The sequence below is a fragment of the Nostoc sp. genome, from assembly GCF_036917355.1.
Lineage (GTDB): Bacteria > Cyanobacteriota > Cyanobacteriia > Cyanobacteriales > Nostocaceae > Nostoc.
In genome coordinates, this window is record NZ_JBALDP010000108.1 from 26,866 (window position 1) to 46,649 (window position 19,784).

At 39.9% G+C, this 19,784-nt stretch carries 14 protein-coding genes; 5 read left to right on the forward strand and 9 right to left on the reverse strand.

Going from position 1 to position 19,784, the window contains the following annotated elements; genetic code table 11:
* Nucleotides 1–688 precede the first annotated feature (688 nt).
* Nucleotides 689–1,516, forward strand: a complete 828-nt coding sequence (locus V7K53_RS31820) for a GNAT family N-acetyltransferase (RefSeq protein WP_335201472.1) — start codon at nt 689–691, stop codon at nt 1,514–1,516.
* Here V7K53_RS31820 and V7K53_RS31825 read toward each other — a convergent pair.
* Complete coding sequence (locus V7K53_RS31825) at nt 1,490–4,108, reverse strand: bifunctional diguanylate cyclase/phosphodiesterase (RefSeq protein WP_335201473.1); 2,619 nt, start codon at nt 4,106–4,108, stop codon at nt 1,490–1,492. The genes V7K53_RS31820 and V7K53_RS31825 overlap by 27 nt on opposite strands.
* A 587-nt stretch (nt 4,109–4,695) precedes the next feature.
* On the opposite strand from V7K53_RS31825, the gene V7K53_RS31830 reads away from it, so the two are divergent.
* The 3 genes from V7K53_RS31830 to V7K53_RS31840 all read left to right on the forward strand — a co-directional run bounded on the left by V7K53_RS31830 (nt 4,696) and on the right by V7K53_RS31840 (nt 9,669).
* Nucleotides 4,696–6,396: a glycosyltransferase family 39 protein gene (locus tag V7K53_RS31830; protein WP_335201474.1), complete on the forward strand. Its 1,701-nt coding sequence runs from the start codon at nt 4,696–4,698 to the stop codon at nt 6,394–6,396.
* 543 nt (nt 6,397–6,939) lie between these two features.
* On the forward strand, nt 6,940–8,559 hold the full coding sequence (locus V7K53_RS31835; protein WP_335201475.1) for a glycosyltransferase family 39 protein: 1,620 nt from the start codon (nt 6,940–6,942) through the stop codon (nt 8,557–8,559).
* A gap of 390 nt (nt 8,560–8,949) precedes the next feature.
* Complete coding sequence (locus V7K53_RS31840; protein ID WP_335201476.1) at nt 8,950–9,669, forward strand: DUF4079 domain-containing protein; 720 nt, start codon at nt 8,950–8,952, stop codon at nt 9,667–9,669.
* A gap of 129 nt (nt 9,670–9,798) precedes the next feature.
* Here the strand turns inward: V7K53_RS31840 and V7K53_RS31845 are convergent, their stop codons facing one another.
* The 3 genes from V7K53_RS31845 to V7K53_RS31855 all read right to left on the reverse strand — a co-directional run bounded on the left by V7K53_RS31845 (nt 9,799) and on the right by V7K53_RS31855 (nt 11,762).
* Entirely contained in the window at nt 9,799–10,977 is a 1,179-nt protein-coding gene (locus V7K53_RS31845; RefSeq protein ID WP_335201477.1) for a hybrid sensor histidine kinase/response regulator, read from the reverse strand.
* Between the two features lie 227 nt (nt 10,978–11,204).
* Entirely contained in the window at nt 11,205–11,486 is a 282-nt protein-coding gene (locus V7K53_RS31850; protein WP_335201478.1) for a hypothetical protein, read from the reverse strand.
* Between the two features lie 81 nt (nt 11,487–11,567).
* Complete coding sequence (locus tag V7K53_RS31855) at nt 11,568–11,762, reverse strand: hypothetical protein (protein ID WP_335201480.1); 195 nt, start codon at nt 11,760–11,762, stop codon at nt 11,568–11,570.
* Nucleotides 11,763–12,093: 331 nt separating this feature from the next.
* On the opposite strand from V7K53_RS31855, the gene V7K53_RS31860 reads away from it, so the two are divergent.
* Nucleotides 12,094–12,591: a GNAT family N-acetyltransferase gene (locus V7K53_RS31860; protein WP_335201481.1), complete on the forward strand. Its 498-nt coding sequence runs from the start codon at nt 12,094–12,096 to the stop codon at nt 12,589–12,591.
* A 68-nt stretch (nt 12,592–12,659) separates the two neighbouring features.
* Here the strand turns inward: V7K53_RS31860 and V7K53_RS31865 are convergent, their stop codons facing one another.
* The 5 genes from V7K53_RS31865 to V7K53_RS31885 all read right to left on the reverse strand — a co-directional run bounded on the left by V7K53_RS31865 (nt 12,660) and on the right by V7K53_RS31885 (nt 19,237).
* A complete protein-coding gene (locus V7K53_RS31865; RefSeq protein ID WP_335201482.1) occupies nt 12,660–13,277 on the reverse strand; it encodes a class I SAM-dependent methyltransferase in 618 nt (205 codons plus the stop codon).
* Between the two features lie 328 nt (nt 13,278–13,605).
* Nucleotides 13,606–16,077: a GGDEF domain-containing response regulator gene (locus V7K53_RS31870; RefSeq protein WP_335201483.1), complete on the reverse strand. Its 2,472-nt coding sequence runs from the start codon at nt 16,075–16,077 to the stop codon at nt 13,606–13,608.
* A 21-nt stretch (nt 16,078–16,098) separates the two neighbouring features.
* On the reverse strand, nt 16,099–17,136 hold the full coding sequence (locus V7K53_RS31875; RefSeq protein ID WP_335201484.1) for a sensor histidine kinase: 1,038 nt from the start codon (nt 17,134–17,136) through the stop codon (nt 16,099–16,101).
* A 163-nt stretch (nt 17,137–17,299) separates the two neighbouring features.
* The gene (locus V7K53_RS31880) at nt 17,300–17,728 is read right to left on the reverse strand and encodes a response regulator (protein WP_335201485.1); all 429 of its coding nucleotides are present in this window, start codon (nt 17,726–17,728) and stop codon (nt 17,300–17,302) included.
* A 15-nt stretch (nt 17,729–17,743) separates the two neighbouring features.
* Entirely contained in the window at nt 17,744–19,237 is a 1,494-nt protein-coding gene (locus tag V7K53_RS31885; RefSeq protein ID WP_335201486.1) for a sensor histidine kinase, read from the reverse strand.
* Nucleotides 19,238–19,784: the final 547 nt, after the last annotated feature.

Consider the following 19,784-nt stretch of genomic DNA (forward strand, 5'->3'; position numbering starts at 1 on the left):
AGAACTGGTTTTGAAGCTGAAAATTCTAAAATTTTTTTGATAAGGCTTGTTGTGATACTTCAACTTTTGAAAACCATAGCAAGTTCTCTCGGTCGATCAATTGACATAACTCCCTCACTTAGGTTATTCGTCGTCACAATATACAGCAGATTTCAAGTTGGTGAGGTACACAAGCTAAATCTGTTGCCCAAATATAAAGCGTCTTTTACACCTGAATTCGGAATTCTGTATTCTGTATTCTGCTGTATATCAAGGTTTGTGTAAAATGCTATGACTTACATCTATAGCGTATATCAAAAGAAAATTTTGTATCTTATTGCCAGATTTTTTGGGAATTAATGCCCATAATAAAAGCACTCTAACCCTAATCTAAGAAAGTAAAAAAGCTCTCTAGACCACAATACCGTTTAGTTCAACCTAAAATCCTTGGTAGAGACACGAAATTGGACTGGGCAACTCTTGGAGATGCGATCGCGAACACCCCGCCATGCTAACGTCCTGCTGCGCTAATGCTTCTTTACAGGTCAAAAATCAGTACCAAAAATCCTTAACAAAGCGTATTGCTCTAAAGGATTGTTGCTCGAAAACTGTCTCAATTACACTTCGACACATTAATGCATAATGTGAGCTATTTGTATAGTGCCTAAATCCTAGTAGAATATTTTCGCAAATCTAAGTAGGAAGATAGATGGAAGTTTCTGGACGCATCAATTACCCACTGAATCCTCCTCCCCCTCTTGAAGATTTTCCCGTCCTTCAAACTGAAAAATATATCCTACGGCTGGCTTCAACTGAAGAAGAATTAGAATCAATTTTTCGGTTGCGCTTTGAAGTTTTTAATCTTGAACTAGGCTTGGGATCTTCTGCTTCTAAGTTTACCCAGATGGATATAGATAAGTTTGATGCGGTTTGCCATCATTTAATCCTAATCTCCAAACATACGGGTAAAACGATTGGAACTTATCGGATGCAGACCTATATAATGGCTTCTCAAAGACTAGGCTTTGATGCTACCGATATATTTAATCTTAATGGAATTCCTAATTCTGTGCTTCAGGTATCAGTGGAAGTTGGGCGTGCATGTATAGCTAAAGAATATCGCAATAGTCAGACACTTTTACTACTCTGGGAAGGGCTGGCAAATTATCTCATTTGGAGTAAAAATCAATATTTCTTTGGTTGTGCATCATTACTAACACAATGTCCTGGGCAAGCTACTTGGGTTTATGATTATTTTCGGCAGAATAACTTGATGCATCCAAGTATTTTGGTTTATCCAAATTCACAATTTTGTCTAGAACTGACTCAAAATTGTCCAGATTCATCTAATGTTGAGATTCCGAAAATTTTGCAGGCCTACTTGAATATTGGAGCTAAAATATGCAGTCTTCCTGCTATTGATCGGCAGTTTAAAACTATTGATTTTTTAACTATATCTAATATTGCAGACTTTGCCAGATGGCGTTATCCAAGTCCTTTCAAAAAACCCTTACCACTGAGGATTTTTCACGATTAATGCTAATGTTGCCGACTTATCTAAGGGACGCGAGAAAAAATATCCTTGTCCATATTCACAGTTCAACTTCTTCAGAAATGCTAGCTGCTCTTTTGTCTCTACTCCTTCGGCGGTAACATCCATACCTAATTTGTGTGCCAGTGTGATAATTGTCTCAATAATTTCTAAATTCTTGCCATTAGTATCTATCGGGCTAACAAAAGAACGGTCAATTTTCAACACACTAATCGGAAAGCTATGGAGACGGCTTAATGAAGAGTAGCCTGTACCGAAATCATCAATTGATAACTTAATGCCCATCTTCCGAAATTCTGATAGTGCGGCATTTGCCTCATCGCCATTTTCCATAATTGCACTTTCAGTAATTTCTAACATCAGACTGCTAGCATCAAGACCAGTCGAGTGCAAAATTTCTCCAATCTGTTCAATTAAATCCCGTTGAGAAAATTGCTTGACTGAAAGATTGACGCTGATTTTCTCTAACGAGTTTGTTGGATGGCTCACCTGCCAGCTTTGCATCTGGCGGCACGCCTCATATAGTGTCCAGTAACCAACCTCGACAATCATTCCGGTTTCTTCTACTAGAGGGATAAAATCTGTTGGAGAAATAAAACCACGCTCTGGATGCTGCCAGCGGATTAGAGCCTCAAAGCCTATAAGCCTGCCATTCGTGAGGGAAACAATCGGTTGGTAATAAAGCTGAAACTCGTGGCGTTCGATCGCTCGGCGTAGATCGTTCTCTAACTGCAATCTAACCAGAGCCTTAGTATACATCTCTTGGTTGAATAGTTCATAGCGAGCTTTGCCCAGCGCCTTGGCTCGATACATAGCTGTATCAGCGTCTCTTAGCAAGTTCTCTGGTTGGTCATAGTCTACTGTCGAACTCAGGGCAATGCCAATACTTGCCGTTGTAAATACTTCTTGCCCATTAAGCTCAAGGGGTAATGTCAGTTCTTGTTGAATTCGTTCAGCTACTTTGATGGCTTCTGACACATTCTGGATTTCGTCAAGCAGGATGGTAAATTCGTCTCCCCCAAGTCGTGCGGCTATATCCGTGGAGCGTATGCATACTTCTAATCTATTTGCAATAGCAATTAGAAATTGGTCTCCTTTTAGGTGTCCAAGACTATCATTGATCACCTTAAACCGATCCAGGTCGAGAAATAGTACAGCAAATAAATAATTCTTCTGTCGCTTGGCTCGCTGAAGTGTGTGTTTTAAGCTCTCCATAAAGAAAGCCCGGTTTGGTAGACCTGTCAGTGCATCATGAAACGCATTATGTCGTAACTGTTCTTCTACCTGCTTACGCTCGTTAATTTCAGCTTCTAATTGCCTGTTAGCCTCTAAGAGTCCAGTAAATGAATCTTGTAATTGAGCAGCCATTTGATTATGAGCTTGAGCAAGAACTCTTAGTTCGTTGATGCCCTCTACTGTAACGATTTGGTCTAACTTCCCATTAGCGATTTCCTGAGAGGCAATGCTCAAACAGAGAATTGGTTGAGTAATCCAATGAGAAGTAATCACTCCTATGGCTGTAGCCAATATCAACGAGCCCAAACACAGCAACATAGTGGTTCGGGTGTTAGCTTCGATATGCTCCATAAAGTCGGCTTCTGGAACCACTACGATAATCAGCCAATTTAGCCCACAGTCGGCTGTAAGGGGCATTAACTGTACAAATTGCCGCTGCCGATCAATTTCAAATTCTAGCTGTTGGCTAGAAGAAATGTTTCTAAAATTACCAAATTTTGACTGCAAATACTGTGTTGTCAGATGAGTGATCCGATCGCTGCTAGCGATCGCTCTGAGCCGTTTGGATGTCTTTTTTCCTCCCTCATTACTTAAGATAAAAGGTTGCTCCGCCGTTGAAGTTGCTACCAACTCTCCAGAATGCTCGACAATAAATGTCTTTCCTGAGCGACCAATCTTTAAACTGTGCAAAAACTCACTCAGCTGTGAGAGAGATAACGTTGCATTCGTCACTCCAAGCAAACTACCTGTCTGGTCATAAAGAGGTTGGGTTGCACTGAACGCTAGACCTGATGAAGAAAAATATGAATAAATTTCTGTGCAAGTAGTTTTACCTGCTTTCACAGCATTTGTATACCAGGGACGAGTGCGAGGATCAAAGGTTTGGTTAACTTGAAGTAACCTGACAATATTACCTTGATTATCAGTGGTGTAAGTATAGTAATTGTAACCAGTTGATTGGTCTCTTTTTCGGATGACTAGTGAACCGTCGTTAAGGCGATCGACCGAATGAATTTCTCCTTGTGTACTTGCAAAAGCGATCGGCTTTAAGGGCTTGAATAACTGCATTTGATGCCATAAATAGCGTTTTAAACTTTTTGCATCTTTTAAACTTAACTGACCAATATGGACAGCATTAGCGTTAATCTGAGTGACAAGTTGGGGAGTCTCTATGTAATTGGTAACATGTTGATGAATCCGAGTTGTAACCTCATTCCGCAGCTGAGTAGCAACGTCATTAACAGCTTTCTGACCATTTTTTAAAGATAAGAACGCTGTTAGGCCTACAGCAACAGAAATTTGCACGACGAAAGGTACTACAAGAGCTACACGGAGTGGCACTCTCAAGAACCTTTTGGGAATCGAACGCAAGAAATTCTGCTGTCGCATCTGTGCGATCTTAGCCTCCGAGAGCTTAAAAGCAAGAGTTTATCTTCTTGCCAAGGGAGTATTATCAATCTGCTCTACAGCTACTTTAAACTGCTACCTCGAATTCTGATCGGTTAACAATACCAAGTGGCGTAGCCCGCCGTAGGCATCGCTCGTTCTATACCCTGCCCTGTGTGCCCTGTGCTGGAGGCAAAAAACAGTCCTTTATTCGCCGTTCGGAGAATTGAGAACTATAACCCGCAAGCAAAGCGATCGCTCAATGCACGGTAGCTATGGAGTGCCCTGACCACAGATGCGGCTATACCTAGCGTATTTTACACTCCATTGATATCTCGGTTTCAAAACCAAATCCAGTTTTGCGGGATTTGATACAACCTTGCCCATGTCTTTTTGTAGTTAATAAAGGAGAGGTGTTGATTGCCAATCTTACCAATCAAATTTAAAGTCTGGTTGGCAATGTCGACGACGGGCGTAGCTGCGGCACGTCATCCAGCCCCCTTAACTAGATGATTTGAGAAAACTTTTAAGGAAACCCACTTATGCGCCATCTCAAATTTGCTCCGAGTTGGTTGCGATTTTTAACTATCTTCTTATTGACGATGGGTATATTGTTTCGTTTTTCTAATCTTGATAGCAAAGTTTACTGGCAAGATGAAGTTTATGCCTCATTGCGAATTTCTGGTTACACAATTAATGAAGCTAAACAGCAAATTTTTAATAATCGTGTGATTGGCAAAGAAAGTTTTGCTCAGTTTCAAGGTGCAAATCCAGAAAAAAGCTTAAATGACACAATTATGTCTTTGGCAAAACAAGATTCTCAGCATCCACCGTTATATTACATAATAGCCAGATTGTGGGTGGAAATCTTTGGTAATTCGGTGACGGCGATTAGAAGTTTATCAGCCTGTATCAGTTTGCTGGTTTTTCCTTGTGTTTATTGGCTATGCCGAGAATTATTTAATGTGCCATTATCGGTTCCTAGTGTTGCGATGCCTGCGGCGGGCGTAGCCATCGCACTCATGGCTATCTCTCCAATTCACCTAGTATACGCCCAAGAAGCACAAGAATACATCCTTTGGTTAGTCACCATTTTACTATCCAGTGCGTCTCTGCTGCGAGCCATACGGCTAGAAGATGAGCTAGCAAAAGAACGACAAAAACCCGATTTGTTCGCTATCTGGAGTATTTATGCAGTCACTTTAGCCATTAGTCTTTATACATTTCTTTGGAGTGCATTTGTAGCAGTTGCTCACGGAATTTATGTGATGATAACTGCCAAATTTCAGTTTACTGAAACTGTGAGAACTTATCTGCTAGCATCACTAGTAGGTTTTTTAGCTTTCATGCCTTGGATAATAGTTGTAATTGGTGAATTTTTTCAATTTTTGATTTCAGCAGATAAAACAACAGCGCAGGCAGATTTAATACCTATATTTCCATTTTTATTAATGCAGCTAAGTCGGATTTTTTTTGATATAGACCTTAGATCAGAGAATTCTCTAGGCTATTTAATTGCACTGGCTTTTTTAACTTTGCTAGGATATTCAATTTATTTTATTTGTCAATCAACTAACTATAAAACTTGGTCTTTTATCATCACATTAATTGTAGTACCAGCATTACCCATAATACTGCCAGATTTAATTGCTGGGAGTATACAATCGTCTATCGAACCATATTTAATCCCATCTTATTTAGGAATCCAAGTAGCTGTTGCTTATCTACTAGCTACGCAACTATATAATGGGAGCGGATCGCGTCGGAACTTTTGGCATATAATCATGGCATTAGTGATTATTTGTGGTTTGATTTCTTCTAAGGTGAGTTCACAGGCAGAAACTTGGTGGAATAAGGGTATGAATTATGGTAATCCTCAAGTTGCCCAAATTATTAATCAGAGTAATCTTCCACTTTTGATTAGTGATGCTTTGGGCAATAATTATGGTCATGTCTTTTCTTTAAGTTATCTTTTGGAACCAAAAGTGCGATTTCTGTTGGTGAACAATCAAAAAATTCCTAAAATTCCTAATGGGTTTACTGATGTGTTTTTACTTAATCCTTCAGAGGCTTGGGGTAAAAGCATAGAAAAAAAGTATAAATTCAAGACAGATATTGTTTATAGTGATAACTATTATTCAATCTGGAAATTGGCTAAAACTCATAATTTGCGGCGACGTAATATCTCACCTAATAATCAATTATCTGCCGAGCTATCAACTAGGCAAACAATTCTTCCATAGCTGACACACTCTTGAAAAGTTCCTTGTTGCACAAATAAGCCTGCTTGAAGTACATAAATCCACTTTTCCCACTTCACTAAATAAGCCTTTTTGTAGCTAAATATACAATTTTTATCTTGCACAAACAACTATTGAGTTTTAATTAATACCTTCGTTACTTAACTAACTTACTATCTACAATTGCAACCCACCACTGTGGAAACTTTGCCAGCAATTTCTTGATAAATATCAAAAGTGCCCGATCGACTTCCAGCACTTGTGCAAGAACTCAAACCCCCAATTGTGTGCAGAATTTACTACCACTTTGAGTTTCTGCATAGATAGAGATTGGACATTTGACTGCGCAACAATAGCCTCGTATGATGATCGTTTATCAGGATTTGGCATAGGCGCGGCGGAACCTTCACCCTGATAATTTGCTTTGAGCGATTGCCTCTATACTACGTCTATTTGGTTAGACATTTTTAATAACTAGTTTTGAGAGTCATAAAGTTGTTTCGTTAAAGTAGATAATTGTTGTACAAGTTATTGTGAAATTTAGTTATGCGGCATCTCCAACTTGCTCCAAATAGGTTGCGGTTTCTCATTGTAGTTCTGTTAATGGTGGGTATATTTTTTCGTTTTTTTAACCTTGACCGCAAAGTTTACTGGCACGATGAGACTTTCACTTCATTGCGGATTTCTGGTTATACGGCAAATGAAGTCAGGCAGCAAATATTTAATGGTCGCATAATTAATAAGGAAAGTTTTGCCAAATTCCAAAGTCCCAATATGGAGAAAGGCTTACGTGACACAATTATATCCTTGGAAGTAGACGATCCACAGCATCCACCACTGTATTATATACTCGCTCGGTTTTGGGTGGTAATCTTTGGCAATTCGGTGACAGTAATTAGAAGTTTATCTGCCTTTATCAGCTTGTTGATTTTTCCGAGTATTTATTGGCTGTGTCGAGAATTATTTAAAGCATCAGCATGGGTATCGGAGGTTGCGATCGCACTCATGGCAATCTCCCCTATTCACTTAGTATACGCCCAAGAAGCACGAGAATACATTCTCTGGATAGTGACTGTATTACTATGCAGCGCTTCATTACTACGAGCATTACGTTTGGAATCAAAAGATCGAGTACTACGCATATTAAATTGGGGAATGTATGCAATCACTTTGGTGCTTAGTCTCTATACATTTTTGTTCAGTGGATTTGTTGTAGTCGCTCATGGGATTTATGTAATTGCCACTGCGAAATTTAGGTTTACTAGAACAGTAAAAGCTTATCTATTAGCATCTTTAGCAGGGTTTTTAGCTTTTATACCTTGGATACTGGTTGTGATAGTTAACTTGTTGCACTTAAAAAGTTCAACAGCTTGGACAAAAAGACATATACCCTTAGATGCTTTAATTAAATCTTGGCTTTTACAGTTAAATCGGATTTTTCTTGATTTAGACTTAGGCTTTGAAAATCCGTTGAGCTATCTAATCACACCATTTTTTATAGTTCTTGTTGGATATTCTATTTATTTTATTTGTCGAAAAACTAACTATAAAATTTGGTTGTTTATTGTCACGTTAATTATGATTCCTGCATTACCTTTAATGGTACCAGACTTACTTTTTGGGGGTATACGCTCACTTGCCGAACGTTATTTATTGATTTCTTATTTAGGAATTCAACTAGCTGTTACTTACTTACTAGCTACGCAGCTAAACAATAAGAGTTTTGCACGCCGGAGAATCTGGAAAATAATCATGGGAATAGTGATTATTTGTGGGCTAGTTTCTTATGGAGTGAGTTCTCAGGCTGAAACTTGGTGGAGTAAAGTTATTAGCTCTGGTAATCCACAAGTTGCAAAAATTATTAATCAGACTAATCATCCACTTTTGATTAGTAATGATTCTGGTATTAATTATGGTAATGTCTTTTCTCTCAGCTATCTTTTACAGCCAAAAGTGCAGTTCCAATTAGTAAAAGACCATTCTATTCCCAATATTCCTGATGATTTCACTGATATTTTTTTACTAAATCCTTCAGATACCTGGCGCAAGCAAATAGAAACAAATTATAATTATAAAACATTTGTTGTATACGGTGACAATAATTACTTGCTCTGGAAAATAGAAAATCCACGTAGCGACAGATTTTTTGAAAAAATTAGGACTTAACCAAAACTAGACGCTGTATTTATGGGCAATTCATATAAATGAATTCGCGTCATTTAGAGAAAAAACTTAATTTATTTTCGACTATTATTTGCTACAATAACCTGAGTTCTGGATAAGCTGAAACCCTCATTACGCCGTTGCTTGATTCTAGTATCTGTCAACGTGCTTATGCTGTTTCAGCCATTTAACATTGAATAAACCTCCTTAACCCGAACTGAGGTTACAATAATTATCTTTTATAAGATATTTAAATAGTTTCTTAATTAAAATCAGCTAAAAACAACAAAAATAAATATTAAACAAATTCTCATCTGAAATTAATTTAAGTAATGATACGATGCTTTAAATTATCCTTTGTGATGAATTCAATGATTCATTGAAAGGTGTTCTATGCAAATAACAGATTTTCTTGGTCTTTTACATCCAGCGATCGCAATTATATTCGTGTTTCCACTCATCGGTACAGTAGTTAATTTTGCTTGGCAAACACGCCAACGTAGATTGCAAATTTTAGCGGGTAGTAAGAGTAAAATTCCTCCAGTGGTGGGTGCAGAACATAAGCAGTTAGGTGAAAGGCTCACAAGTGCAGTTGTTGGATTAACTTTAATCGGATTAAGCTATCCTATTGGCAAAAATATTATCAAAAATCAATTATGGAATCAAACACCTTTTCAAGTTATTTTTATCCTGCTAATATTTGCTGCCACCATCGCTTCATTAGTATTTCTTTATCGGGCAAAACAGCGGGTGTGGCGGGCAGTTTTTGCAACTTTAACTGGTGCAGGTTTAGTAATTTTAGGCTGTCAAGATGGAGTCTATCGCCGCACCAATGAGTGGTATTGGTCACATTATTATATTGGCATTACCGCAGCACTGCTGATGATTTTTTCATTAGCAATTGTTCAAGATATTTATCAAGATAAGTCCAATCGGTGGCGTCTCGTCCATACGATTTTAAACTGCATTGCTTTGTTACTATTTATTGGACAAGGTATGACAGGAACGCGAGACTTGTTAGAAATTCCCCTGAGTTGGCAAGAACCCTATATTTATCAGTGTGATTTTGCTAATAAAACTTGTCCAATGCCAAATGCCCAAGCACCAAAATAAGCAAGGGAGAATAACCCATATCAATGTCCTTCAGGAGTGCTGAGTGGAGAATCTCATTTATTTACTCAGAACTCGGAACGGGCTAAACCTTAGCTATACGCTAGCGTAACCGTTTTGCCCAATGCCTAATCATTGTAGTGGCAAAGTAACAATTACTGTTGTGCCAACACCCTGCTCACTTTCTAATTGAATATGACCACCATGTAATTCCACACATTTTTTAACTATAGTGAGTCCTAGTCCTGTTCCTTGGATTACACCCACATTGCTAGCGCGATAGAAGGTTTGAAATAGATGAGTTTGATCTTTGAGAGGAATCCCCATTCCCCGATCTTTGATTTGGAAAATAGCGAGGCGATTTTTGCAAATCAAATCGAACCAAATAGTATCATTTTCAGGGGAATATTTGATGGCATTGGAAATCAAATTGGTTAAGATACAATTTAGTAAGTCTTCATCCATTTGAGCTTGGGTCGATTCACCTTGACAAGTAAAGATAATATTGTGCTTACTACCTGCATTAAGTTGAAGAATATCTGTGAGTTCGCTACAGAAATTTTCTAAATTTAAAAGTGTAGGTTTGTATTCGAGTTTAGCTGCTTCCGTTTTACTCAAGAATAATATCTCATCTAAGAGATTAAGCATCTGGTTGATAGCATTTTGTATTCGATCGAAATATTTAGTTCTCCGGGCATCAGTTAGTTTATTGCTGTTGTATTCAAGGATATCTACAGCCGTCCGAATTGTAGTCATCGGGGTGCGGAACTCGTGAGAAACCATTGCTACAAAATTTGACTTTAACTCGTTGAGTTCCTGTTCTTTTGCCAACGCTTGACGGGTGCGTTCTTCACTCTCGCGTAGTTGGTTGAGAATTTCACTTCTTTCAATGGCATAGCGAATTGCACGCACTAACCGTTGTATAGTTATTTTATCTTTAACTAAATAGTCTTGCGCTCCTTCTGCTAATGCTTGCAGTGCTAAATCTTCATCATCAATACCTGTTAATACCACAACTGGGATATCAGGTACTGCTGCCCTAAATTCTTTTAATGTGTCCAGTCCAATAGAGTCTGCAAGGCTGAGGTCTAACAAAACTAGGTCGAATCTGCGTTGCTTTCTATTCCCTATCTGAGAATTATCAAGGGTGGACGCAGAGTTTTCCCTGCTAGCTTCTATTGCCTCAGATAACCGTTCAACATGTAACATCTGCCATTGTTCTTGCTCTGCATTTATAAATATCCGGTGTAGCAAATGAGCATCACTTGCACTATCTTCTACTAATAGAATGTGAATTGTGAGCTTTTCCATAGTACAGGGCTATATCAATTTGTTAGATAATCACCTGATTTCCTATTTTTTAGATAGGGATAGAAATCATGCGCTTATTAAAATGTTAATAAGCGGTTATTAGACATATATTTAAAGATACCTTAATTTGCGTTGAGGTAATATAAAATACTGTTCCTATGCCCGGGCCGGTTCCAACTTAGCTCAGATGCGATTGCCATAACGCTCAACGATTTTTTTGTAGATAGCTAGACCAATGCCTGTACCAGAAAATTCTCGACGAGTATGAAAATGGCAGAAAACCTCAAAAATTCGCTCAAGAGATTGAGACCATTATCCAGAGCGATCGCTAGATGTAAATTACTAAGAGCTAGACTGAGGGTAGTATCACAGTCAACGAGAACAAATTTCTGACCGCGAGTACCCATATGAGAATAAACATAGCTGCGGTAAGCTACGCTAATGCACCAACGTAGAGACAATGCAAGTTTTTGACACAAAAAACAAGTGGAGATGTAGTGTAACACCACATTTCCACTCTAAATTTAGTGTATTAGGGTTACAACAAAAGACCCCACGAGCTGATTAAATGTTGGGAAAGTTCAAATTAATTAACGTGACTCAGTTCCTTGATTGGGGCTACCTGCTACACCATCGTTTTCTGGAGCTTCTGGAGTAGCAGTGGATTTAGCATCACTCTTTTCCGCATCACCAGTTTTGCGGATACTTTCGTCGACAGGGGTTTCGCCGTCAGCAGAAGCAGTAGACGCAGGTTGTTCATTATTAGATTTTTGTTGTTCAGCCATGATTACATCCCTTATTATTTATCCTTGGCATTATCTTAAAAAATTAGGAGTATGAGTGCATCTATCTAGAATATAGTTATGGCTGATTCCTCCCTCTATCCTAAGTATTGTTTTGTACTACTCATGTCTGCTGACAAAAATCCATAAATATAGAAGTTGTTAACCTTAGAACCCTTGCTATCGTTAATGGAGAACCTAGAAGGGGTTTTATCTCCAAGATGCTTTTAAAATTGCCTTATTGATAGTTGCCAGGAAATAGCAAGCGATCTGAGTCTGGCTAGGCGAATAATATGGTGTGATGATGGTGATACAAACTACCAAAGTCTAATTAATGAACCAGAACAATCTATCGTTACCATCTGGATGTATCCTTCGCAAGGCAACCTCTGGGGATCAGTGGTCGATTCGATTGCTGGTATTTTCAGCCAAACTCGATCCAACCCAATTAAATTGGCAGCAATTTTGGGTAATTGAATACAATGAGAATCTGATAGCTTGTGGACAGCTGCGTAATTTCTCAGGGGCACAAGAACTTGGTAGCTTGGTCGTTGCATCAGCTTGGAGAGGTCGCGGTTTGGGTAGTTTGCTAACGCAGCATTTGATTAATACAGCAACGCAACCACTTTATCTGGAATGCTTAGGTAAACGACTGGTGCAGTTTTACAGTCGCTTTGACTTTGTACCAATCTCTTTTGAAGACTTGCCACAATTTCCCAAGACCATAGGGTTATCTACGCTCAAGGAGAAATTTAGATTCTCGCAGTTAGCTAAAAAGCTGCTCAAAGTTCCTGTGGTATTTATGGAATATCGAGGTGAGACTAATTCGTAATTTTAAGATATGCAGAACAAAGCTTGATACAAGATGTTTCCAGCCTTTTACCCTCCCCATTTCCTATTTCAACTTAGAGGTTTAGCAAAAATCGTTAGTAAGACAGGCCCTAGTAAATAATGGTGATTCAAACACAATAGCCCAGCAGAGGAGCCAAGAAGTTGACGTTGATTAGGGCTGTAGAGTCTAATTCCACGGGGAGAGATAGGCAATAATTGAGGTTCTGTCTCTTTTTTGGAAGTAATGTCAACCAAATAAAAGCGTCCACCAGGAGAAAGTACCCGTGCTATCTCACTAACGACCTGCTTAGGTTCCAAATAGTGCAAGAAACTGATAGTACTGAAAACGGCATCAAATTGACCATCAGCAAAGGGAAGAGACTCAGCTTTGCCCTCAATATAAATTAAGCGTGGACGGTGGCGGTTGCTTTGTCTTGCTACCCGCAACATATTAGCAGATAAATCCAATCCGGTAGCTTGTAGATTGGGAAACTGAGTAGCAAGGCGCTCAAGTAAGCGTCCAGTACCACAGCCGATATCAAGTACATTTGCTGGCTCTGGTAAATCGACGTACTCCAGCAACCGTTGGTGAACGGCTCGATAAAACACTGAAGGAAAGAACCAATCGTAACTTGATGCCCATAGGTCAAAAAGTAGCTTTTTATTATTGAAAAAGTCATCAGTCATTAGTTTTCACAGCTTTCTTAAAGCTTGATGCTTTTTGAGGGTAAGTTTAGCTGCGCCTCCAAGAATTTGGTTAATAACACAAATTAACTATAGCGGTTCAGAATTAGTTGTAATATCGGGTTTTTGTTGGCTTAGGTGATTTCTCATAAAAAAAATACCTCTGTTGACGAGTTTCGACTTCTCTGCGAGACGCTACGCGTTAGCGGAGCTTTCGCTTTAGCGATACGCTCAACTCTCGACTGCTCAGTTGGTTGAGCGGAGTCGAAACCAACGGCTATGGTAAATTTATTACTAGAATTCACCTTAGTTACACGAAGCTAAAGACTGGCTAATATCTAGGTTCAATCCCAGATAAAATCAATGTTTCTACTGACTTGCTATCGAGGGGTTGAGAGAAAAAATATCCCTGTGCATATTTGCATTTCATAACTCTAAGTTGCGCCAGTTGCTCTAGTGTTTCTACGCCCTCTGCTATGACATCTATATTTAGACTCTGTGCTAGAGCGACGATCGCTTGAACAATCTCTAAGTTTTCTCCATTAGCACCAATCTTAGCAATAAAGGAACGATCGATCTTCAAGGCATTACTAGGAAAGCGATGCAGATAACTCAAGGATGAATAGCCGATGCCAAAATCATCTAAGTGTAATTGGATATTCATCTGTTGCAGCTGCAAGAGCATAAAAGTTGCTAATTGAATATTTTCCATAAGTACGCTTTCGGTAATCTCCAGCTTTAAACTGCCAACTTCCAAACCAGTCTCTTGCATAATTTGGTTAATTTTATCAATCAGGCTAGGTTGTGAAAACTGCTTAGTAGAAAGATTTACGCTGATTGTTAAGGGTGGGTCAGTAGGAAATTGTAGTTGCCAAACACGCATCTGCCGACAAGCCTCGCCTAGTACCCAATAACCAATAGGGATAATCAGCCCAGTTTCTTCTGCCAGGGGAATAAAGTTGTCTGGAGATACTAATCCATGTTGCGGGTGCTGCCAGCGAACGAGAGCCTCGAAGCCAATAATTTTGTAAGTTTCTAATAAAATAATTGGCTGGTAGTAAACCTGAAACTCCTGGCGTTCAACTGCCCGTCGGAGATCCATTTCTAACTCTAATAGCTGCGTTACTTGGGTGTACATGGTTGAGTCAAATATTTCATGGCGTGCTTTACCCAATGCTTTAGCGCGATACATTGCAATGTCAGCATCGCGCAAGAGTTCCTCTGGTCGGTTATAACTACCCTTGCTCAGGGCAATGCCAATACTGACGGTGGTAAATACCTCGTACCCACTGAGTTGGAACGCAAATGTCAGAGTTTCGTGTATCCGCTCCACTACGCTGATTACGTCATTGGGATTTTGGAGATCGTCGAGCAAAATTGTAAACTCATCTCCCCCTAGACGGGCAACTGTGTCTCCAGTACGCAGGCAATTTTCCAATCTGCGAGCAAGAGCAGTTAGTAGTTGATCGCCAATTGTATGGCCGAGACTGTCGTTGACAACTTTGAAGCGATCTAGGTCTAGAAAGAGAACAGCGAATGTATAGTTCGCGCGTCGTTTTACCTGCATGAGCGCCCGCTCTAGCCGTTCCATAAATAAGGCACGGTTTGGCAGGCCAGTTAGGATATCATGAAAGGCATCATGAATTAATTGGGCCTCCGCAAGTTTTAGGGCAGTAATATTGCGAGCGATACTTAAAACAAAATATACTGAACCATCGTTAGCTAGTTCAGGGACAAGACGGGCATGGTAATGTTTTGTTTGCTGCCCGATCGCTAAACTGCATTCAAACTCCGTTTCTTCCTTGGTTTGGAAAACTTGCCCAAGCTTGCGATCGCATATACGACAAAATTCTTCTGGTAGACTTAACTCTACATTTGTTTTGCCGATAAATGTCTCGGCTGATATTCCTGTAACTTTTTCAATAGCTGGATTAACGTAAACGTAGCGCAATTGGGAGTTAAATCTGGAAATAATATCAGGTGCATTTTCAACAAGTGCTTTGAATTCTTGCTGGCGACGCGCCAGTGCCTCCAGAATTTGGTTGCGTTCGGTGATATCCTGAAAGACCAAAACTGCACCAGTGATGTTGCCGTTGTCATCTTTAATCGGTGCAACACTATCATCAATTGGTATTTCTGTACCGTTTTTAGCAATAAGTATCGTCTGTTCTGGTAGACCTACAGTAACGCCCGATTGAAGGACTTGCTTTACAGGACTTTCAATTACTATACGAGTTTTTTGGTGAGCAATATTGAATACTTCTGTTGCTTCTTTACCAAATGCATCTGCATAATTCCAACCCGTCAGTACCTCCGCAATTGGATTCATAAAAGTGACAGTTCCAGATTCGTCGCTAGTAATCACAGCATCTCCAATACTTTTAAGTACGGTAGTTAGCCATTGTTCATTCTGTTTGATTTTTTTTTCAGTTTGATGTTTAGAAAGGGTAATTTCAATCGTGAACTTTAATTCTTTTTCTTTGAAAGGCTTGAGAATGTAGCCAAACGGTTCTGTCACCTTGGCTCGATTCAATGTTGATTCATCTGCATTAGCAGTCAGATATATGACTGGAATATCAAAAAGATTATGAATTATTTGAGCAGCCTCCACACCGTCCATTTTTCCTTTGAGGTGAATATCCATTAGAACTAAATCAAGAGAATCATCTGCTGCTTTCCTAATTGCCTCCTCTCCCGAATCGGCAAGCCCCATAACACTGTATCCAAATTTCCTGAGCCGACTTTGTATATCCATTGCCACGATGATTTCATCTTCAACAACTAATATATTTACTGGGTTCATGATTTTGTTTAACTTATAAAGTTAGAAATTTTTAGTCGGGAATATAATTTTATACTCTACTCCCTTGTTACTGGTAAAGTCGATATTGCCTTGTAGCTGATGTATTAGACCTTTGACTAATCGTAAACCTAATGATTCTGTAGCTTGAAAGTCAAAATCTTGGGCAAAACCGACACCATTATCACTGATAGTAAGTGTAAATAAATTGGGTTTTATGGAGCAAAATTCAATACAAATTTCTCCCGGTTCTCTTTGGGGAAAGGCATATTTTAGAGAATTTGAAATAAGTTCGTTGATAATCAAACCGCAAGGAATAGCTGCATCAATGGCTAGAAAAACCTCCTCAACATTCATTTTCAAGGTAATATCGCTGGAATTAACGTTGTATGAATAAAATAAATTAGTTACTAAATCTTGGATATAGTCGGCAAAATTAATCTTTGCCAAGTCTTGAGATTGATATAGTTTCTCGTGGATTAGAGCCATTGATTCAATCCGGTTCTGACTATCTTTGAATACCTCAAGGGCTTGATTGTCCTTGAGATACTCTGCTTGCAGGTTGAGCAGACTAGAAATAATCTGCAAATTATTTTTTACCCGGTGATGAATTTCTTTCAATAGCACTTCTTTTTCTTGAAGCGATGCTTTAATCTGCTCCTCTGCTTGTTTACGCTCCCGCCTCACCAGTGCCTCGCGCAACTCGCGGGCAACAGCAGGGGTAAGTCGTGCTAGATTGCCTTTGATGATGTAGTCATGGGCACCAGCTTTCATGGCGGCTACTGCGGTATCTTCACCAATAGTTCCTGAGACGATAATGAATGGCAGGTCAAATCCACTTTCCTTGACCTGCTTCAATGCAGCAGGGGCGCTAAAGGTGGGCATGGAGTAATCGCAGATCACGATATCCCATGTTTGCCCTGCGATCGCAGCTTTCATGGCTGTGGGTGTATCAATCCGTTCAAAGGTTACTTCGTAGCCACCACGTTGCAGTTCGCGCAGCATCAACAAAGCGTCGTCTTCTGAATCCTCAACAAGTAATATGCGCAGAGGTATACCCATATAATTCGTAATTCGTAATACTTCGGCTCCCTTCTCTACGAGAGGCTGCGCCAACGGCTTCGCTCGGCACAAGTCAGGGCAAGACGTTCAGTACAAGTTCGTAATTCGTAATTAAGAAAGTCAGCCTTACGTCTATAATCTGATTTTGGAGGATTGGTAGAAGCTATATCCTTGGTGGTGATTCGTTTAAGACAAACCAGTACAACCCTAGTTGTCGCACTGCTTCACTGAATTGGGAAAAGTCTACTGGTTTGCGAACATAGCTGTTGGCTCCCAAGCTGTAACCATTGATTAAGTCTTGCTCCTCTTTGGAGGAGGTGAGAATGACCACGGGAAGAATTTTTGTCCTGTCGTCGGTTCGCAGCTGTCGCAAAACTTCCAGACCATCCATTTTAGGCAACTTCAAATCTAGAAGGATGAGATTTGGCATAACGTTCATGTCGCGATCGGCGTAGACACCTTTACCAAAGAGATAATCTAGGGCTTCCACCCCATCGCGTGCCACCACTACCTCGTTCAAAATATTGTTTTTCTTAAGTGCGCGTAGGGTTAGCGCTTCATCATCAGGATTGTCTTCTACCAGTAAAATCATGCTGTATTCCTCTAGTTAAAGGGTGAAGTAAAATGTTGCGCCTTGTTCCACTGCACTTTCAGCCCAAACACGGCCACCATGACGGTGAATGATCCTCTGCACAGTAGCTAGTCCGATACCAGTACCTTCAAACTCAGTCATGGCGTGTAGGCGCTGAAAAGCACCGAAGAGTTTCTCAACATAGGCCATATCGAAGCCTGTGCCATCATCACGGACAAAATATACATAGGTATCATCTTGCAGCAAAAGCCCAAATTCTATCCGTGCTTTTTGATGTTTTCCTGTAAACTTCCAGGCATTACCTAGCAGGTTTTCTAGCACGATCCGTAACAGATGAGTATCACCATTAGCAACCAATCCCGGCGTAATGATAAACTCTACTTGGCGTTCAGGTTGGGTTTTGTGCAAGTCTGTAGCGATCGCCTCTACCAGTGCGCTCAGATCGACCTTTTCGTAACGCATCTCACTACGCGTTAATCGTGACAGATTTAGTAAATCATCGATGAGTTGTGCCATTCGCTGGGTGGCTGCACGCACTCGCTGGAGGTAGTTTTGACCTAGTGCGTCCAGCTTATCAGCATAATCTTCTAGGAGTGCTTGACTAAAGCCATCGATGCTCCGTAAGGGGGCGCGCAGGTCGTGAGACACAGAATAACTAAATGCTTCCATCTCTTTGTTAGTGGCTTCGAGTTGTGCTGTGCGTTCTGCAACTCGCTGCTCAAGCTGGACGTTCAGACGCAGAATCTCTGACTCCGCCTTTTTACGCTCATTAATTTCAGTTTGTAATTCTTCGTTAGTGTTTCTTAGTTCGGCAGTCCGTTTGTTAACCTCTATTTCTAATTCATCGCGAGCCTTTTGGAGAGAATTTTCCATCCGTTTGCGTTTGACGAGTTCCTGATTGGTAATCGTAGCTGCTAAACCGACGATCGCAGAAGCGATAATGCTGCCAAAAATAGTCAGCAAAGTTGTTTGATGAGCGCTGGCATTTGCCTCCATTGACCGCTGTTTCAACAACTCATTTTCTTCGTTCTCCATAGCTGTAGTCAGCATTCGGATGTCCTCCATAATCTGCTGACCCCGATCTGTCTGAACTATTTGCAACGCGGACTCTAAGTTTTTGCTCCTAGCGTTAATCGTCTGTTCAATCAAAACCAGTTTTTTAGTTATCAGAGGTTCAAGGCGATCGAGCCGCCGCTGTTGATTGGGGTTATCCGCAGTCAATTGGCGTAGAGTCTTAAGTTTCTGAGCAATCTCGCCAGTTGCACTGCGATAGGGTTCCAAATACCGTTCTTTGCCTGTGAGAAGATAGCCTCGTTGTCCAGTCTCTGCATCTTTAATCTGTGACATTACTTCTTTTGTCTTTTCAAGCACCTCGCGTGTATGTGTTACCCATTGAGCGTTTTCTCTATACTGAAGCAAACTAAGATATGAGATGATGCCAACACCAGTCATAATTGCGACTGCTATTACAAAACTGCCTGTATTCTTTTTGTAAATAGCCCATTCCATTTTTTACCTTCCTAGTTGAAAAAGTAGCTGCTGACTAAAGTGGTAAAAACGGTGAGCCAGCTTTTCTACGAGAGGCTGCGCCAATGTGACGCTTTGCGATCGCAGCGTTAGCGCTGTTAGGAGCTAATTAGCTCTAATAAAGGATATCTATAATCAGTTAATGATTGTGACCGTATATTTTCTGAGACATGAGAAGGCAAATAATAAATTTTGTTAAATTATTAAGTATATTTTCGCAGACATATTCACAAGATTTTCGCTTGCATAAATTATGTCAATATGTTATGCCACATCAGTGATTGCACTTAAAAACCTTTATTTATATTAGCTTGATATTAAATTGATTTAAAATAATACGTAGGCTAAATAGAAACATAAACTACTGTCAGTAACCGGAAAAATTTTGCATCGTTAAGGGATTGAGCTGAAATGTTTGTCAAATAGTGGCAATTTGCCCAAAAGCGTTGTCCTGTCTACATTTTTGCCCTGAAAATCGAGCTTCTCTACTAAGGAGAGGTTAGGGGGTTAGGTTTTGGATGGGTTTGTC